Annotated in this window: 15 protein-coding genes; 9 read left to right on the forward strand and 6 right to left on the reverse strand. The window is 73.9% G+C overall.

The genetic code is table 11. The features are described from left to right. Positions 1-13: 13 nt before the first annotated feature. Positions 14-670 carry a potassium channel family protein gene (locus AC3YO9_RS09375; RefSeq protein ID WP_127783306.1) on the reverse strand — a complete coding sequence of 219 codons (657 nt, stop codon included), beginning with the start codon at positions 668-670 and terminating at the stop codon, positions 14-16. 57 nt (positions 671-727) lie between these two features. Beyond that, on the reverse strand, positions 728-1,390 hold the full coding sequence (locus tag AC3YO9_RS09380; protein WP_127783304.1) for a potassium channel family protein: 663 nt from the start codon (positions 1,388-1,390) through the stop codon (positions 728-730). A gap of 115 nt (positions 1,391-1,505) precedes the next feature. On the opposite strand from AC3YO9_RS09380, the gene AC3YO9_RS09385 reads away from it, so the two are divergent. From AC3YO9_RS09385 to AC3YO9_RS09410, 6 genes are all read left to right on the forward strand, one after another. Continuing rightward, entirely contained in the window at positions 1,506-3,512 is a 2,007-nt protein-coding gene (locus AC3YO9_RS09385; protein WP_127783302.1) for an APC family permease, read from the forward strand. 40 nt (positions 3,513-3,552) lie between these two features. Further along, positions 3,553-4,812: a class I SAM-dependent RNA methyltransferase gene (locus AC3YO9_RS09390; protein ID WP_489982955.1), complete on the forward strand. Its 1,260-nt coding sequence runs from the start codon at positions 3,553-3,555 to the stop codon at positions 4,810-4,812. Between the two features lie 158 nt (positions 4,813-4,970). Beyond that, positions 4,971-6,131 carry a CaiB/BaiF CoA transferase family protein gene (locus AC3YO9_RS09395; RefSeq protein ID WP_206518233.1) on the forward strand — a complete coding sequence of 387 codons (1,161 nt, stop codon included), beginning with the start codon at positions 4,971-4,973 and terminating at the stop codon, positions 6,129-6,131. Between the two features lie 49 nt (positions 6,132-6,180). Beyond that, positions 6,181-8,121: a 1-deoxy-D-xylulose-5-phosphate synthase gene (gene dxs, locus AC3YO9_RS09400; RefSeq protein ID WP_489983452.1), complete on the forward strand. Its 1,941-nt coding sequence runs from the start codon at positions 6,181-6,183 to the stop codon at positions 8,119-8,121. Between the two features lie 74 nt (positions 8,122-8,195). Then, complete coding sequence (locus AC3YO9_RS09405; protein ID WP_127783296.1) at positions 8,196-8,861, forward strand: response regulator transcription factor; 666 nt, start codon at positions 8,196-8,198, stop codon at positions 8,859-8,861. Between the two features lie 6 nt (positions 8,862-8,867). Beyond that, positions 8,868-10,025 (forward strand): sensor histidine kinase, encoded by a 1,158-nt coding sequence (locus AC3YO9_RS09410; RefSeq protein WP_489982956.1) that lies wholly within the window; start codon positions 8,868-8,870, stop codon positions 10,023-10,025. Here the strand turns inward: AC3YO9_RS09410 and AC3YO9_RS09415 are convergent. Beyond that, positions 10,022-11,332, reverse strand: coding sequence for a ribonuclease D (locus tag AC3YO9_RS09415; protein ID WP_489982957.1), 1,311 nt, complete (start codon positions 11,330-11,332; stop codon positions 10,022-10,024). The two genes, AC3YO9_RS09410 and AC3YO9_RS09415, sit on opposite strands and share 4 nt — an antisense overlap. Positions 11,333-11,405: 73 nt before the next feature. Further along, the gene (locus AC3YO9_RS09420; protein ID WP_127784805.1) at positions 11,406-11,972 is read right to left on the reverse strand and encodes a DUF3000 domain-containing protein; all 567 of its coding nucleotides are present in this window, start codon (positions 11,970-11,972) and stop codon (positions 11,406-11,408) included. Between the two features lie 128 nt (positions 11,973-12,100). Here AC3YO9_RS09420 and hemE point away from each other — a divergent pair, with 128 nt between their 5' ends. From hemE to hemQ, 3 genes are read left to right on the forward strand one after another with little or no spacing between them, the layout of a single operon-like run. Then, on the forward strand, positions 12,101-13,186 hold the full coding sequence (gene hemE, locus AC3YO9_RS09425) for a uroporphyrinogen decarboxylase (RefSeq protein ID WP_127784804.1): 1,086 nt from the start codon (positions 12,101-12,103) through the stop codon (positions 13,184-13,186). Further along, complete coding sequence (locus AC3YO9_RS09430) at positions 13,183-14,622, forward strand: protoporphyrinogen oxidase (RefSeq protein WP_489982958.1); 1,440 nt, start codon at positions 13,183-13,185, stop codon at positions 14,620-14,622. Before hemE ends, AC3YO9_RS09430 begins: the two co-directional genes overlap by 4 nt. 5 nt (positions 14,623-14,627) lie before the next feature. Continuing rightward, positions 14,628-15,323 carry a hydrogen peroxide-dependent heme synthase gene (hemQ, locus tag AC3YO9_RS09435; RefSeq protein WP_127783293.1) on the forward strand — a complete coding sequence of 232 codons (696 nt, stop codon included), beginning with the start codon at positions 14,628-14,630 and terminating at the stop codon, positions 15,321-15,323. Between the two features lie 85 nt (positions 15,324-15,408). Here hemQ and msrB read toward each other — a convergent pair whose 3' ends face one another. Together msrB and AC3YO9_RS09445 are read right to left on the reverse strand one after the other, a co-directional pair. Beyond that, positions 15,409-15,852, reverse strand: a complete 444-nt coding sequence (gene msrB / locus AC3YO9_RS09440; RefSeq protein WP_127783290.1) for a peptide-methionine (R)-S-oxide reductase MsrB — start codon at positions 15,850-15,852, stop codon at positions 15,409-15,411. Between the two features lie 106 nt (positions 15,853-15,958). Beyond that, positions 15,959-16,288, reverse strand: a complete 330-nt coding sequence (locus AC3YO9_RS09445) for a hypothetical protein (protein ID WP_206517990.1) — start codon at positions 16,286-16,288, stop codon at positions 15,959-15,961. Positions 16,289-16,291 lie beyond the last annotated feature (3 nt).

Below are 16,291 nucleotides of genomic sequence, written 5' to 3' on the forward strand. Positions count from 1 at the left end.
CCCCGGGTCTCGCTCAGCGCTTGAGCGCGGTGCGGATCTGGTCCTCCACCTCGACCGAGGCCACGAACAGCAGCTCGTCGCCGCCCTCGAAGGAGTCGTCGGGCAGCGGCACGATCACCCGGCCGCCGCGCAGCACGGTCACCAGCGCGGCGTCGCGGGGCAGCTGCAGGCTGCTCACCGGCTTGCCCGCCAACGGGGTGTCCAGCGGCAGCGTCACCTCCACCAGGTTGGCCTGGCCCTGGCGCAGCGTCATCAGGCGCACCAGGTCGCCGACGGACACCGCCTCCTCGACCATCGCGGCCAGCATGCGCGGGGTGGAGACCGCCACGTCGACGCCCCAGGCCTCGGTGAACAGCCACTCGTTGCGCGGCTCGTTCACACGGGCCACCACGCGGCGGACCGCGAACTCCGTCTTGGCCAGCAGGCTGACCACCAGGTTGGCCTTGTCGTCACCGGTGGTGGCGATGACCACCTCGCAGTCCTGCAGCCCGGCCTCCTCCAGGGAAGCCAGCTCGCAGGCGTCGGCGTGCACCCACTCCGCGGCGGGGACCGCGCTGCCGTCGATGTGGGAGAGGTCGCGCTCGATGAGCATCACCTCGTGGTCGTTCTCCACCAGCTCCCTGGCGATCGAGCGGCCCACCTTGCCTGCTCCGGCGATGGCGACCCTCATGTGTCCTGCTCCTGTCGGTGGTCGTGGCTGCCCGTGCTCGGCTGGCTCGTCATGCGCTCACTCCTCCGGCGGCGGCGCGGCGGCGAGCACCGAGGCCTCGGCGACAGTGCCGGCGACCGCGGCCACGTAGACCTGGTCGTCGGCCTGCACCACCGTGCGCCGGTCGGGCAGCACGCCGACGCCGAAGCGCAGGATGAACGCGACGCGGGCGCCGATGGTCTGCTCCAGGTCGGTGACGCGCCGGCCCGCCCAGTCCTCGTGCAGGGTGACCTCGAGCACCGCGACGGTGCCGGAGGGATCACGCCAGGCGGTGGAGCTGCTGTCCTGCATCAGGGTGCGCAGGAAGCGGTCGGTGGTCCAGGGCACGGTGGCGACGGTGGGGATGCCCAGCCGCTCGTACACCGCGGCCCGCTTGGCGTCGTAGATCCGGGCCACCACCCGCTCCACGCCGAAGTTCTCCCGGGCCACCCGGGCGGAGATGATGTTGGAGTTGTCACCGCTGGAGACCGCGGCGAACGCGCCGGCCCGCTCGATGCCGGCGGCGATGAGCACGTCCCGGTCAAAGCCCATGCCGGTGATCTGTCGGCCGGCGAAGTCGGCGCCGAGGCGACGGAAGGACAGGGCGTCGCGGTCGATCACCGCGACGTCGTGGCCGAGGCGCTCGAGCCCGGCCGCAAGCGACGACCCGACGCGCCCACAGCCCATGATGACGACGTGCACTTGTGCTGACCTCCAGCTGGTGGCTCCCGGAAGTAGCGAACGCTACAGCCAGCCGCTGCGCAACCGTGGCCAGCCCGGCCGGTGCTGACGCGCTGGGGGCCTACGCTTCACCCTCGTGCCCACCATCTCGAGCGTGGCCAAGCGCCTGCTGCTTGGCCGCCCCTTCCGCAGCGACACCCTGAGCGACACGCTGCTGCCCAAAAGGCTTGCGCTACCGGTGTTCGCGTCCGACGCCATGTCGTCGGTGGCCTACGCACCGCAAGAGATCTTCCTGATGCTCTCGGTGTCCGGGCTGGCGGCGTACACCTACGCGCCGTGGATCGGCCTTGTGGTGGCGGTGGTGATGCTCGTGGTGGTCACCAGCTACCGCCAGAACGTGCACGCCTACCCCTCCGGCGGTGGCGACTACGAGGTGGCCACGGTGAACATCGGCAAGCCGGCCGGGCTCACCGTCGCCAGCGCGCTGCTGGTCGACTACACGCTCACCGTCGCCGTCTCGATCTCTTCCGCCGCGGACAACATCGGCTCGGCCGTGCCGTTCATCGCCACCCACAAGGTGACCTTCGCCGTGGCGGCGATCATCCTGCTCACCGCGGTGAACCTGCGCGGGCTGCGCGAGTCCGGCACCGCCTTCGCGCTGCCGACCTACGCCTTCATGGGCGGCATGCTGGTGATGATCGCCTGGGGACTGAGCCGGATCCTGCTGCTCGGCGACGACGTGCAGGCGGAGTCGGCCAGCTTCGAGCTGGTCCCCGAGCACGGCAGCGAGCTCACCGGGTTCGCGCTGGCCTTCCTGCTGCTGCGCGCGTTCAGCCAGGGCTCGGCGGCACTCACCGGGGTGGAGGCCATCAGCAACGGGGTGCCCGCCTTCCGCAAGCCCAAGTCCAAGAACGCGGCCACCACGCTGCTGCTGCTCGGCGTCATCTCGGTGACCATGCTGCTGGGCCTGGTCAGCCTGGCGGTGCTCACCGACGTGCGCATCGCCGAGGACCCGGCCACCCAGCTGCACGGAGCCCCCGCCGGCTACGAGCAGAAGACCTTGGTGGCGCAGATCGCGCAGGCCGTGTTCTCCGGCTTCTCCCCGGGCTTCTACTTCATCGCGGCCGTCACCGGCCTGGTGCTGGCCCTGGCGGCCAACACCGCGTTCAACGGCTTCCCGGTGCTCGGCTCGATCCTGGCCCAGGACCGCTACCTCCCGCGCCAGCTGCACACCCGTGGCGACCGGCTGGCCTTCTCCAACGGCATCGTCTTCCTCGCCGCCGCCGCGATCGTGCTGGTGGTGTCCTTCCAGGCCAGCGTCACCTCGCTGCTCAACCTGTACGTGGTGGGGGTGTTCGTCTCCTTCACCGTGAGCCAGTTCGGCATGGTCCGGCACTGGAGCCGGCTGATGCAGGTGGAGACCGACCCGATGGCGCGTCGAGGGATGCGGCGGTCCCAGACCATCAACGCGGTGGGCATGACCATGACCGGTGCCGTGCTGGTGATCGTGCTGCTCACCAAGTTCCTGGCGGGTGCGTGGATCGCGATCCTGGCGATGGGGATGCTCTACCTGATGATGACGATGATCCACCGGCACTACCAGCGGGTGGCGGTGGAGCTGGAGTCGGCGGAGGGTGAACAGGTGCTGCCCAGCCGCAACCACTCCATCGTGCTCGTCTCCAAGCTGCACAAGCCGACCATCCGGGCGCTGGCCTACGCCCGGGTGACCCGGCCGGACGTGCTCGAGGCGGTGACGGTGAACGTCGACGACAAGGACACCCGGGCGCTGGTGCGGGAGTGGAACGCCCGCAACATCCCGGTGCCGCTGAAGGTGGTGGAGTCGCCGTACCGGGAGATCACCCGACCGGTCCTGGACTACGTGAGCCGGGTGCGCCGGGAGTCCCCGCGCGACGTGGTGACGGTGTACGTGCCGGAGTACGTGGTGGGGCACTGGTGGGAGCAGCTGCTGCACAACCAGAGCGCGCTGCGGCTGAAGAGCCGGCTGCTGTTCCAGCCCGGCGTGATGGTGACCAGCGTGCCGTGGCAGCTGACGTCGTCGCAGAAGGGCGGCAAGACCGACTCACCATCGGTGACGCCGGGAGCGTCCCGGCGCGGATTCGACGAGCGGACGGCACCACGATGAGCTCCAGGATGAGCACCACGACGAGCAGGACGGCACCACGATGAGCAGCACGGCAGCACCGGGGGAGAGCCTGGACTGGACGGGGGAGACGCTGGAGCTGGAGCTCGGCGCCCCCGGGCACGGCGGGTTCTGCGTGGCCCGGCACGAGGGTCGGGTGGTGTTCGTGCGCCACGGCCTGCCCGGCGAGCGGGTGCGCGCGCTGGTCACCGAGGACCGCGGCGGGTCCTTCTGCCGTGCCGACGCCGTGGCCGTCCTCACCGCCTCGCCCGACCGGGTGGTGCCACGCTGCCCGGTGGCCGGCCCCGGCGGCTGCGGTGGCTGCGACTTCCAGCACGCCGCGCTGCCCGCCCAGCGGCAGATGAAGGCCATGGTGGTGGCCGAGCAGCTGCGCCGGCTCGGCGGGCTGGACCTGACCGCCGAGGACGTCGTGGTGGAGGAGCTGCCCGGCGCGCCCGACGGCCTGGGCTGGCGCAGCCGGGTGCGGATGGCGGTGACCGCCGACGGACAGCCGGGCTTCCACCCACACCGCAGCAACGACGTGATCCCGGTGCTGGGCTGCCCGCAGGCGGTGCCGCACGCCCTGGACGACGTGGTGGGCCAGCAGTGGACCCCCGGTGCGGACCTGCAGGTGGTGCGCGACGGCGCGGGGGAGCAGCACGTGGTGGAGCTGACCACCCCGCAGCGCCCGCAGCGCGGCCGGCGCAAGCCGCGCCCGGTGGCCCAGCTGCGCCGAGGCAGCGCCACCGCCACCGAGCAGGCCGCGGGGCGCACCTGGGCGGTGTCCGCCGACGGCTTCTGGCAGGCCCACGTGGGCGCGGCCGAGGTCTACGCGCGGGTGGTGGCCGAGCTGGCCGACGCCCCGACGGGCGGCACGGCCTGGGACCTCTACAGCGGGGTGGGCCTGTTCTCCGCGGTGCTGGCCGAGCAGGTGGGGGCCGCGGGCACCGTGGTGGCGGTGGAGTCCTCCCGCCAGGCGGTGGCCGACGGCACCGCGGCGCTGGCCGACCTGCCGCAGGTGCGCATGGTGGCCGGGCAGGTGGAGCAGCAGCTGCGGACGCTGCCGGTGCCGGTGGACGTGGTGGTGCTCGACCCGCCGCGCAGCGGAGCCGGCCGGGCGGTGGTGGAGGCGATCACCGCGGCCGAGCCCACCCGCATCGTCTACGTGGCGTGCGACCCGGCGGCGCTGGGCCGCGACGTGGCCCTGCTGGGCGCGCAGGGCTACCGGCTGAGCGTGCTGCGCGCCTTCGACGCCTTCCCGATGACCCACCACGTGGAGTGCATCGCGCTGTTCCAGCGCTGACTCCGTGGGGCGTCTGCAAGTACGCCCAAGCGGAGCCCGCTACGTCGGCAACCGCTACCAAGGCAGTCCGCTCAGTGGAGGTACCTGACAGCGGCGTGGGTCACACCGGTTACCGTCTGCGCTGACCGTAAGTGCTGCCTGAACGAGAGTGGGATCACATCGTGGCCGGACCGCTGCAGGGACTGAAGGTGCTGGAGATCGCCAGCCTGGCGCCGGGGCCGTTCGCGGTCACGATGCTCGCCGACATGGGGGCGGAGGTGCTGCGGGTGGACCGCGCGACCGCGGTCGGCGGCACCGCCCCCGCCGACCCGCCGCTGGACCCGCTGGGCCGCGGCCGGCGCTCGGTGGCGGTGGACCTCAAGGACCCCGCCGGCGTCGAGGTGGTGCTGCAGCTGGCCGCGCAGGCCGACGTCCTGGTGGAGGGCTTCCGCCCCGGTGTCTGCGAGCGGCTGGGGTTCGGCCCCGAGCAGTGCGCCGAGCGCAACCCCGGACTGATCTTCGCCCGGCTCACCGGCTACGGCCAGGACGGTCCGCTGAGCCAGGCCGCCGGGCACGACCTCACCTACCTCGCCTACTCCGGGGCGCTGCACCCGATCGGTCCGATGGACGGTCCGCCCGTGCCGCCGGTGAACTACGTGGCCGACTTCGGCGGTGGCGCGATGATGCTGGTGGCCGGCGTGCTCGCCGCGCTGTACGAGCGGCAGAGCTCCGGGCGCGGCCAGGTGGTGGACACCGCCATGAGCGAGGGCGCGGCCATGCTCACCTCCATGCTGCACGGCTGGCAGGCCAGCGGCTTCTGGCCCACCGAGCGCGGCGGCGCCATGCTCGACGGTAGCGCCCCGTTCTACCGCTGCTACACCTGCGCCGACGGGCAGTTCATGGCCGTCGGCGCCATCGAGCCGCAGTTCTACGACCAGCTGCTCACCGGGCTGGGCCTGGGCGCCGGCGACGTCGCCGACCGCAACGACCCGTCCAGCTGGCCCGCGCTGACCGAGACCTTCACCACGATCTTCGCCAGCCGCACCCGCGAGGAGTGGACCAAGGTCTTCGACGGCACCGACGCCTGCGTGGCGCCGGTGCTCTCCCCGGCCGAGGCCGTCACCCACCCGCACGCCGTCGCTCGGGGCTCGTTCGTCCAGGTCGCCGGCATGACGCAGCCCGGACCGGCCCCGCGGCTGACCCGCACCCCCAGCTCGGTGCGCTCTCCGGCACCGCACCCGGGCCAGCACACCCGGGCCGCTTTGATCGACTGGGGCGTAGGGACGGACGAGGTTGACGCGCTGCTGGCGGCGGGGGCCGTCCGCTCCAGCGCTACGTAGAGTGGGACGGGTTCTGTCGTCTTCTCGGAGGGTTGTGAGTGCTGTGAGCCTGTTGCGAGGTGTCCAGTCGCCCGCCGATCTCCGGCGCCTGGACCTGGCCGAGCTCCGCGTGCTCGCGACCGAGATCCGTGAGTTCCTGGTGCAGAAGGTGGCCGCCACCGGCGGCCACCTGGGGCCGAACCTCGGTGTGGTGGAGCTGACGCTCGCGCTGCACCGGGTGTTCGACTCCCCGTCGGACCCGCTGATCTTCGACACCGGCCACCAGGCCTACGTGCACAAGATCGTCACCGGCCGGCAGGCCGGCTTCGACACCCTCCGCATGAAGGACGGCCTGTCCGGCTACCCCTCGCGCGCGGAGAGCGAGCACGACTGGGTGGAGTCCAGCCACGCCTCGGCGGCGCTGTCCTACGCCGACGGGCTGGCCAAGGCCTTCCAGCTGCGCAAGCAGCGCCGGCACGTGGTGGCGGTGGTCGGTGACGGCGCGCTCACCGGGGGCATGTGCTGGGAGGCGCTGAACAACATCGCCGCCGGCCAGGACCGCTCGGTGGTCATCGTGGTCAACGACAACGGCCGCTCCTACTCGCCCACCATCGGCGGGCTGGCCAACCACCTCGCCGCGCTGCGGGTGCAGCCGGCCTACGAGAAGGCGCTGGCCACCGGCCGCAGGACCGTGCAGCGCCTGCCCTGGGTGGGTCGCTCCGCCTACGCGCTGCTGCACGGGATGAAGGTCGGCATCAAGGACGCGGTGAGCCCGCAGGCGATGTTCGCCGACCTGGGCATCAAGTACCTCGGTCCGGTGGACGGGCACGACCAGCAGATGATGGAGGCCGCGCTGCGCCGCGCCAAGGCCTTCGGCGGCCCGGTGATCGTGCACGCGGTCACCCGCAAGGGGATGGGCTTCGCCCCCGCGGAGAACCACGAGGCCGACCAGATGCACTCCACCGGCATCATCGACCCCATCACCGGCGTGCCGGTGGGCACCGCGCCGCAGGGCTGGACGTCGGTGTTCGCCGCCGAGATGGTCGCCCACGGCGCGCTGCGCCCGGAGCTGGTGGCCATCACCGCCGCCATGCCCGGTCCCACCGGGCTCACCCCGTTCGCCGAGAAGTACCCGGACCGGTGCTTCGACGTGGGCATCGCCGAGCAGCACGCGATGACCTCCGCGGCCGGCCTGGCCCTGGGTGGCATGCACCCGGTGGTGGCGGTCTACGCCACCTTCCTCAACCGCGGGTTCGACCAGCTGCTGATGGACGTCGCGCTGCTGCGCCAGCCGGTCACCCTGGTGCTGGACCGGGCGGGCATCACCGGCTCCGACGGGGCCAGCCACAACGGCATGTGGGACCTCTCCCTGCTCGGCATGGTGCCGGGCATGCAGGTGGCCGCCCCGCGCGACGCGCAGACCCTGCGCGAGGAGCTGACCGAGGCGCTCGACGTCACCGACGGGCCCACCGCGCTGCGCTTCCCCAAGGGCGCCGTCCCCGAGCAGGTGCCGGCCCTGGAGCGCCTGCCCGGCGGCACGGACGTGCTGCTGCGCCCGGACACCGACGACGCCCGCGACGTGCTGCTGGTGGCGGTCGGTGCCTTCGCCGACCTGGCGCTGCAGACCGCGCAGGGCCTGGCCAAGCAGGGCATCGGCGTCACCGTGGTGGACCCGCGCTGGGTGCTGCCGGTGAGCGAGGACCTGGTGGAGCTGGCCCGCGGGCACCGGCTGGTGCTGACGCTGGAGGACGGCGGCGTGCACGGCGGCGTCGGCTCGGCGGTCTCGCAGCGCCTGCGCACCGCGGAGGTCGACGTGCCCTGCCGCGACCTCGGCGTCCCGCAGCAGTTCCAGGACCACGCCTCGCGCGGGCAGGTGCTGGCCGACGTCGACCTCACGGCCCAGCACCTGTCTCGCAAGATCACCGGCTGGGTCGCCGCGATGTCCACCGACGTGCTCTCCGGCGCCCCGGAGAGCGACCAGCAGGAGACCGGCGACTCCGAGCGGCACTAGCCCGCAGGGCTCTCCGGCACCCCTGCGCAGGTGCGTCTCAGAAAGGTCACAGGCTGACGTGGCAGTCTGGGCGGGTGCGCATTCTGGTGGTGGAGGACGAGGAGCCGTTGGCTGAGGCCGTGGCCAGGGGACTGCGGCGTGAGGGCATGGCGGTGGACGTCGCCCTGGACGGCCTCGCCGGCCAGGAGAAGGCGTCGGTGACCCGCTACGACGTGGTGGTGCTCGACCGCGACCTGCCCGGTGTCTCCGGCGACGCGCTCTGCCAGGAGCTGGTGGCCGGCGGCGGGATCAGCCGGGTGCTGATGCTCACCGCCAGCGACAGCGTGGCCGACACGGTGTCCGGGCTGGCCATGGGCGCCGACGACTACCTCACCAAGCCCTTCGCGTTCCCCGAGCTGGTGGCCCGGGTGCGGGCGCTGGGCCGGCGCACCACCCCGGCCACCCCGCCGACGATGGTGGTGGGTGACCTGGAGCTGGATCCCGCCCGTCGCACCATCCACCGCGACGGCCGACTGGTGGAGCTCACGCGCAAGGAGTTCGGCGTCCTGGAGGTGCTCATGGCCGCGCAGGGCGCGGTGGTGAGCAGCGAGGAGCTGCTGGAGCGGGTGTGGGACGAGAACGCCGACCCGTTCACCACCACGGTGCGGGTGACGATGATGACCCTGCGCAAGAAGCTGGGTGAGCCCGGCGTGATCGACACGGTGGTGGGGTCGGGCTACCGCCTGCCCGTGCAGGACTGAGACCCCGTGGGTCTGCGGCTGCGGCTGACGCTGCTGGCCACCGCGCTGGTCGCGGGGATGAGCCTGGTGCTGGTGCTGCTGGCCTGGGTGCTGGCCGGACGCACCTCGTCGCCGGTGGCGGTGCTGCCCGCGTCTGCGCCCGTGGTGGTGGACGGCGTGGTCACCACCCCCGAGGTGCTGCTGGCCACCGTGCGCGACCAGGCCCAGGCCGACGTCCTGGGCCACGGCTCGGTGGCGGTGCTGCTGGTGGTCGCCGCGGCGGCCCTGCTGGCGTGGACGCTGACCGGTCGGGTGCTGCGGCCCCTCACCGACGTGACCGCCACGGCGCAGGCGCTGTCCCAGACCACCCTGCACGAGCGCACCCGCCTCGCCGGTGCCGCCGGTCCCCGCGACGAGGTGGGCCGGTTGGCCGAGGCCTTCGACCGGATGCTCGACCGGCTGCAGCAGTCCTTCGAGGCCCAGCAGCGGTTCGTCGCCGACGCCAGCCACGAGCTGCGCACCCCGCTGGCGGTGATGCGCACCGAGGTGGACGTGACGCTGGCCGACCCGTTCGCCGACGCCGCCGAGCTGCGCCGGATGGGGGAGGTGCTGCGCGACGCCACCGACCGCGCCGAGGCGATGGTGGCGGGCCTGCTCATGGTGGCCCGCACCAGCGCGACAGGTCTGGCCGTGCACGAGCGGGTGGACCTGGTCCCGCTGGTGGCGCCGGCGCTGGCGGCGGTGGAGCCGGAGCGGGCTGCGCGCCAGGTCACCGTCACCCGCCAGCTGCAGCCGGCGACGACGATCGGGGACCCGGCACTGCTGGCCCGGGTGGTGGGCAACCTGGTGGAGAACGGGGTGCGCCACAACGTCCCCGGCGGGTGGCTGCGGGTGCGCACCGAGGTGGCGGCCACCGGCGCGGTGGTGCTGACGGTCACCTCGTCCGGGCCGCCCGTGGCCGCCCACGAGGTGGCCGCGCTGTTCGAGCCGTTCCACCGCGGGGGCACCGGCCGCACCGCGCACCGGGGGTCGGGCCTGGGCCTGGCCATCGTGGCCGCGGTGGTGCAGGCGCACGCGGGCACCGTGCACGGGGCGCCCGTGTCCGGTGGGGGCCTGGAGGTGACGGTGACGCTGCCGCCCGCGCCACCGACCGGATCAGCCGGCAGCTCCGACGCGGCTGGCTAGCTGCTGCCCGGGACAGCCTCGGCGGTGTCGGCGGTGCTGCGCAGCGCCTGGGCCAGCGGCTCGGCCAGCAGCTCGCGCTGCCACGGCCGGGCGCCACCGGCGCGCAGCACCTCCGCCACCGCGGCGACGTCCAGGTCGGCGGGCGGGCTCCAGCAGACCCGGCGCAGCAGGTCGGGCAGCAGCAGGTTCTCCGCCGGCACCCGGTGCTGCTCGCTGAGGGTGGTGAGCGCGCTGCGCGCGGCGGTCATCCGGGCTGCGGCGTCGGGGTCGCGGTCGGACCAGCGGCTCACCGGCGGCGGGCCCTCGTGCTGGGCGGTGACGGTGGGCAGCTGGTCGGCGGGCAGCGCGCGAGCCCGCTCCAGCGCGGTCAGCCAGGTGCGGGCCTGCCGCCGCTGGGCGCGACCGCCAAAGACCGGCAGCGCGGTGAGCGCGCCGACGTCGGTGGGATCGGCCACCGCGGCGCTGACGATCGCGGCGTCGGGCAGCACCCGGCCCGGGGCGATGTCACGGGCGGCGGCCACCTTGTCCCGCTCCAGCCACAGCTCGCGGATCGCGGCCAGCTGACGGGGCTTGCGCACCTTGTGGATCCCGGAGGTGCGCCGCCACCGGTCGGGCTTGGGCTTGGGGCCACCGGCGGTGCGCACGTGCTCGAACTCCTGGCGGGCCCACTCGGTCTTGCCCTGCTCGGCCAGCTCGGCGGCCAGGGCGTCGCGCAGCTCCAGCAGCACCTCCACGTCCAGCGCGGCGTACACCAGCCAGTCGTGCGGCAGCGGCCGCTTGGACCAGTCGTCGGCGCCGTGGCCCTTGGTCAGCGCCAGTCCGAGCACCCGCTCCACCATCGCGGCCAGCCCCACCCGCTCGAAGCCGGCGAGGCGCCCGGCCAGCTCGGTGTCGAACACCGAGGCGGGGTGCAGGCCCAGCTCGGCCAGGCAGGGCAGGTCCTGGCTGGCGGCGTGCAGCACCCACTCGGGCCCGTCCAGGGCGGCGGCCAGTGGCGCCATGTCACTGGCAACGGGGATGGGGTCGACCAGGAACGAGCCGGCGCCGCGCCGGCGCAGCTGCACCAGGTAGGCGCGCTGGGAGTAGCGGAAGCCCGATGCTCGCTCGGCGTCCAGCGCCACCGGGCCCGTGCCGGCAGCCAGCTGCTCGGCGACCTCGGTCAGCGCACCGGCGGACGTCACCAGGTCGGGCACGCCGTCGGCGGGGGTGAGCAGCGGCACCGCACTGGGCACCGGCGCCGCGTCGGGCGCCAGCTCCTGCGCGGACGGGTCGGTCTCGGTGCGTGCCTGCTCAGGGTTGTCGACCACGGCACCAGACCCTACGGCGCGGGGCGAGCCGCCCGACGCTGCGGGCGGGTGCGGGGCCACCACGGTGCGGGCGTCAGTCGCGGCGCGGCGGGAGGGAGTGGACGCCGAGCGGGGGCAGGCCGGCAGCCGAGCTGAGCGCGGCGCAGAAGGCGTCGGCGTGCGCGGCCAGCGCCGGGGTGCTCGCCGTCCAGGACGCGCGCAGCTCCAGCTGGTTGGTGCGGGCCGGGCCGGCCAGGTCGCCGAAGCGCACCGAGGACGTCACGGTGACCGTGCCGCCCAGCGCGGTGTAGTCCGCCCCGCTCTGCACCAGGGCGTCCAGCAGCCAGGTCCAGCCCACGTCGGGCAGCAGCGGGTCGTTGGCGGTGTCGGCGTCCAGCTCGGCCTGGATGTAGGCGACCAGGCGCAGGGTGCCGTTCCAGGCGTCGTGGCCGTCCGGGTCGTGCAGCAGCACCAGGCGGCCGCTGGCCTCGCTGTGCTCGCCGTCGGCGCCCTCGACCTCGGCACCGATGGCGTAGGTGTAGGGCGCCAGCTTCTGCGGCGGGCGGATGGGGCCGAGCTCGATCTCGTCCCGTGCCGAGGCAGCGGACAGCGCGGACACTGCCTTGCGGAACTCCTCTGGCTGGGCCAGCACACCGGACATCGTCACACGAACGGACGCTAGCCGCGGGCTGGTCCCGCGGACCGGAGGCGCGCCGGTCGGACCCGTCGCGCCGGAGGGGCTGTGGCGGCGCCGGGCCGGGCTCGCGTCATGGCAGCATGGACCCCGAGATGAACAGCCACGGTAGTACCTCAGTCATCCCCGCCACCGGGGCCCGCCGCACGCTGCCGGACGCACCGCTGCTGGCGGCGGCGCGCGGCCAGCAGCCCAGCCACCGCCCCATCTGGTTCATGCGCCAGGCCGGCCGGTCGCTGCCGGAGTACCGCGAGGCGCGGAAGGGCATCGGCATGCTCGACGCCTGCTTCACGCCCGAGCTGGTGTGCGAGGTGACCATGCAGCCGGTGCGCCGACACCACGTGGACGCCGCCATCTTGTTCTCCGACATCGTGGTGCCGCTCAAGGCCGCGGGCATCGACCTGGACATCGTCGCCGGCACCGGTCCGGTGGTGGCCGAGCCGGTGCGCACCAGTGCCGACGTCGCCGCGCTGCCCCCGCTCACCCCGGACCAGCTGGCCCCGGTGGCCGAGGCCGTGCGGCTGCTGGTCGGCGAGCTGGGCGAGACCCCGCTGATCGGCTTCGCCGGCGCCCCGTTCACCCTGGCCTCCTACCTCATCGAGGGTGGGCCGAGCCGCAACCACGAGCGCACCAAGGCGCTGATGTACGCCGACCCCACCACCTGGCACGCCCTCCTGGGCCGGCTGGCCGACTCCACCATCACGTTCCTCTCCGCCCAGGTCGAGGCCGGCGTGGACGCGGTGCAGCTGTTCGACTCCTGGGCGGGTGCGCTGTCGCTGGCCGACTACCGCGAGTTCGTGCTGCCGCACTCCGCGCGGGTGCTGGAGGCGGTCGGCACCGCCGGGCTGCCGCGCATCCACTTCGGCGTGGGCACCGGCGAGCTGCTCGGGGCCATGGGTGAGGCCGGCGCTGACGTGGTGGGCGTGGACTGGCGGGTGCCGCTGCGCACCGCCGTCGACCGGGTGGGGCCGGGCAAGGCGCTGCAGGGCAACCTCGACCCCGCCGTGCTCTTCGCCGGTCCCGAGGCCGTGCAGCGGGAGGTCGCGCGGGTGCTGGCCGACGCCGACGCCGCGCTCGCTGCCGGGGCCACCGGCCACATCATGAACTTGGGGCACGGCGTGCTGCCCAGCACCGACCCCGACGTGCTCACCCGGGTGGTGGAGCTGGTGCACGGGGCATGACCACCCCGTCTGCGCCCCGCACCGACGGCTCAGCCTCGGTCGCTGTGGTGGGTGCTGGGATCTCCGGCCTGGCCGCGGCGCAGCGGCTGCGCACCCTGCTGGGACCGCGGGCGCAGATCACCGTGCTGGAGCAGTCCGCGCGGATCGGCGGGGTGCTGCGCACCGTGGAGCTGGCTGGACGTGGCTTCGACGTGGGGGCGGAGGCGTTCCTCACCCGCCGCCCCGAGGTGCCGGCGCTGCTGGCCGAGCTCGGCCTGGCTGAGCAGCTGGTGCACCCGGCAGCGGTGCCGGCCAGCGTGCTTGCCGGGGGCCGCCCGCACGGCCTGCCCCCGCGCAGCGTCATGGGCATCCCCTCCAGCGTGGACTCCGTGCGCGGGCTGCTCAGCGACGACGCGCTGCGCCAGGTGGCCGCCGAGCCCGAGCGTCCGCTGCGCTGGGAGCCCGGCAGCGACGTCGCCGTCGGGCAGCTGGTCCGCGAGCGCCTGGGTGCGGAGGTGGTGGCCCGCTCGGTGGACCCGCTGCTGGGCGGGGTGTACTCCGGCAGCGCCGACTCCCTCGGCCTGCGCGCCGCCGTGCCCGCGGTGGCCGCGGCCCTGGACGCCGGTGCCCCCAGCCTCACCGCCGCGGCCGCGCAGGCGGCACCGCAGCCCCAGCCCGGGGTTCCGGTGTTCGGGGCGCTGCGCGAGGGCTACACCAGCCTGCTCGAGGCGCTGCGCGAGGCCGCCGCCGCCCGGCTGCGCACCGGCTGCACCGTCACCGCGGTCGGTACCGACGCCACCGGCTGGTGGGTGGACACCGCGGACGCCGGCCGCGAGCGCTTCGACGCCGTGGTGCTGGCCGTGCCCGCCCCCGCCGCCCGCCGGCTGCTCACCGACGTGGCGCCGCGCGCGGCCCACGCGGCCGCCGGCATCCCCCTCGCCTCCTGCGTGGTGGTGGGGCTGGCCTACGACGGGGAGCAGGTGGACGCCCAGCTGCCGCCGACGTCGGGGCTGCTGGTGGCCACCGGGGAGGCGCTGCACGCCAAGGCCTTCACCCACTCCAGCCGCAAGTGGCCGCACCTGGGTGGCGACGGGGTGCTGCGGCTGCGGGCGTCGCTGGGTCGCTACGGCGACGCCGCGGCGCTGCAGGTGGACGACGCCACGCTGCTGGCCCAGGTGCGGGCCGACCTCGAGCAGGTGCACGGCATCACCGCGGTCCCGCTGGGCGCCGTGGTGCAGCGCTGGGGCGGGGGACTGCCCCAGTACGGACCCGGCCACCTGGACCGAGTGGCGGAGATCGAGGACGCGGTGGCGGCGGTGGCCGGGCTGGCCGTCGCGGGATCGATGCTGCACGGGGTGGGCGTGCCCGCCTGCATCGCCACCGGTCGGGCGGCCGCCGAGCGTGTCGTGCAGCACGTCACCACCTGTGCCGAGGGCTCGACCGCGGTGGCACGATAGGCCCCATGGCACACCTCGACTACGCAGCGCTGAACTCGCAGATCCGCTACACCATGTTCTCGGTCTTCAAGACGCGCCCCGGTGCTCTCGGGGACGACCGCGCCGCCGTGGCGCAGGAGGCGCAGGAGTTCCTGGACTCCCTGGAGGGCAAGGGCGTCGTGGTCCGCGGGATCTACGACGTCGCCGGCATGCGGGCCGACGCCGACTGGCTGATCTGGACCCACGCCGAGACCATCGAGCAGCTGCAGGAGGCCTACTCCGGGCTGCGTCGGGACACCGCGCTGGGCCGGGCGAGCGACCCGGTGTGGTCCAACGCGGCCCTGCACCGCCCTGCCGAGTTCAACAAGGGCCACCTGCCGGCCTTCATCGCCGGGGAGGAGCCGGGCAAGTACCTGTGCCTGTACCCGTTCGTCCGCTCCTACGAGTGGTACCTGCTGCCCGACGCCGAGCGCCGCCAGATGCTGGCCGACCACGGCAAGGCCGCCCGCGGCTACGCCGACGTCCGCGCCAACACCGTGCCCTCCTTCGCACTGGGCGACTACGAGTGGCTGCTCGCCTTCGAGGCTCCCGAGCTGCACCGCATCGTGGACCTCATGCGTGACCTGCGCGCCACCGACGCCCGGCGCCACGTGCGCGAGGAAGTCCCGTTCTTCACCGGACCGCGTGTGCCGGTGGCGGAGCTGGTCTCGCACCTGCCCTGAGCGGCGCCACTCGCCGCCAGCCTCCAGACAACACAGCACCGCGCGGGCCTGCCGCGCGGTGCTGTGTCTTTCTGGGGAGGACCGGCTAGGCCTCCGGGGTCTGCTGGGCGTTCTCCTTGGGCACCAGGCGCATGGAGATGCTGTTGATGCAGTAGCGCTGGTCGGTGGGGGTGGCGTAGCCCTCACCCTCGAAGACGTGGCCCAGGTGGCTGTGGCAGGACGCGCAGATCACCTCGGTCCGCTTCATGCCCAGGGTGCTGTCGTCGCGCAGGATCACCGCGTCGGTGCCCGAGGGCGCGAAGAAGGACGGCCAGCCGCAGTGCGACTCGAACTTGGTGTCGCTGCGGAAGATCTCGGCGCCGCAGGCGCGGCACTCGTAGACGCCGGTGGTGGTGGTGTCGGTGTACTCGCCCACCCCCGGGCGCTCGGTGCCCGCCTTGCGCAGCACCTCGTACTCGGCGGGGGTCAGCTTCTCCTTCCACTCCTGCTCGGAGAGCACGACGGAAGGGGTGGCGTGCGTGTCTTTCATGGCGACCACGCTAGTCCGGCCGTCGCGGTGCGCGCACCGGGGAGGTGGGCGCTTCACTCTGGGCGCAACCGGGCCGATCGATGGCCGCGCGAACGGCCCAGGGCCGCTAGAGCATCCCTGAGATCGCGACGAGGGCGTTCCACACCGCGTAGAGCACGCCCAGCAGCACCAGCGCCACCACCGTCACGGCCACCAGCCGCCGCAGCCCACCCGCCCGGTTGGCTGAGGTGGCGAAGTCGCCGACCCCGGCGAGGTAGCCCTCCACGGTGAAGCTGGGGCGGGAGCGCTCGATGCGGTCGAGGTGGGCGGCGAAGGCCTGCGCGTCCGGGTCGTCGGGATCCAGGCCCACCAGGTCGTCGGCGAACCGGCCGGGCGGCAGCGGTGGGTCCAGCGGGCAGTCCTCGTCCCGGCCGGGGTCGGGGCCGGTGACGCTCATGCG

The organism is Rhodococcus sp. Z6_132 (assembly GCF_058133635.1).

Bases quoted from the DNA above. Each gene is read 5' to 3' on its own strand.
- AC3YO9_RS09375 (WP_127783306.1), bottom strand. From the start codon at position 670: ATGAGGGTCGCCATCGCCGGAGCAGGCAAGGTGGGCCGCTCGATCGCC.
- AC3YO9_RS09390 (WP_489982955.1), top strand. From the start codon at position 3,553: ATGAGCAGCACGGCAGCACCGGGGGAGAGCCTGGACTGGACGGGGGAG.
- AC3YO9_RS09420 (WP_127784805.1), bottom strand. From the start codon at position 11,972: ATGTCCGGTGTGCTGGCCCAGCCAGAGGAGTTCCGCAAGGCAGTGTCC.
- hemE (WP_127784804.1), top strand. From the start codon at position 12,101: ATGAACAGCCACGGTAGTACCTCAGTCATCCCCGCCACCGGGGCCCGC.
- AC3YO9_RS09430 (WP_489982958.1), top strand. From the start codon at position 13,183: ATGACCACCCCGTCTGCGCCCCGCACCGACGGCTCAGCCTCGGTCGCT.
- hemQ (WP_127783293.1), top strand. From the start codon at position 14,628: ATGGCACACCTCGACTACGCAGCGCTGAACTCGCAGATCCGCTACACC.
- msrB (WP_127783290.1), bottom strand. From the start codon at position 15,852: ATGAAAGACACGCACGCCACCCCTTCCGTCGTGCTCTCCGAGCAGGAG.
- AC3YO9_RS09445 (WP_206517990.1), bottom strand. From the start codon at position 16,288: ATGAGCGTCACCGGCCCCGACCCCGGCCGGGACGAGGACTGCCCGCTG.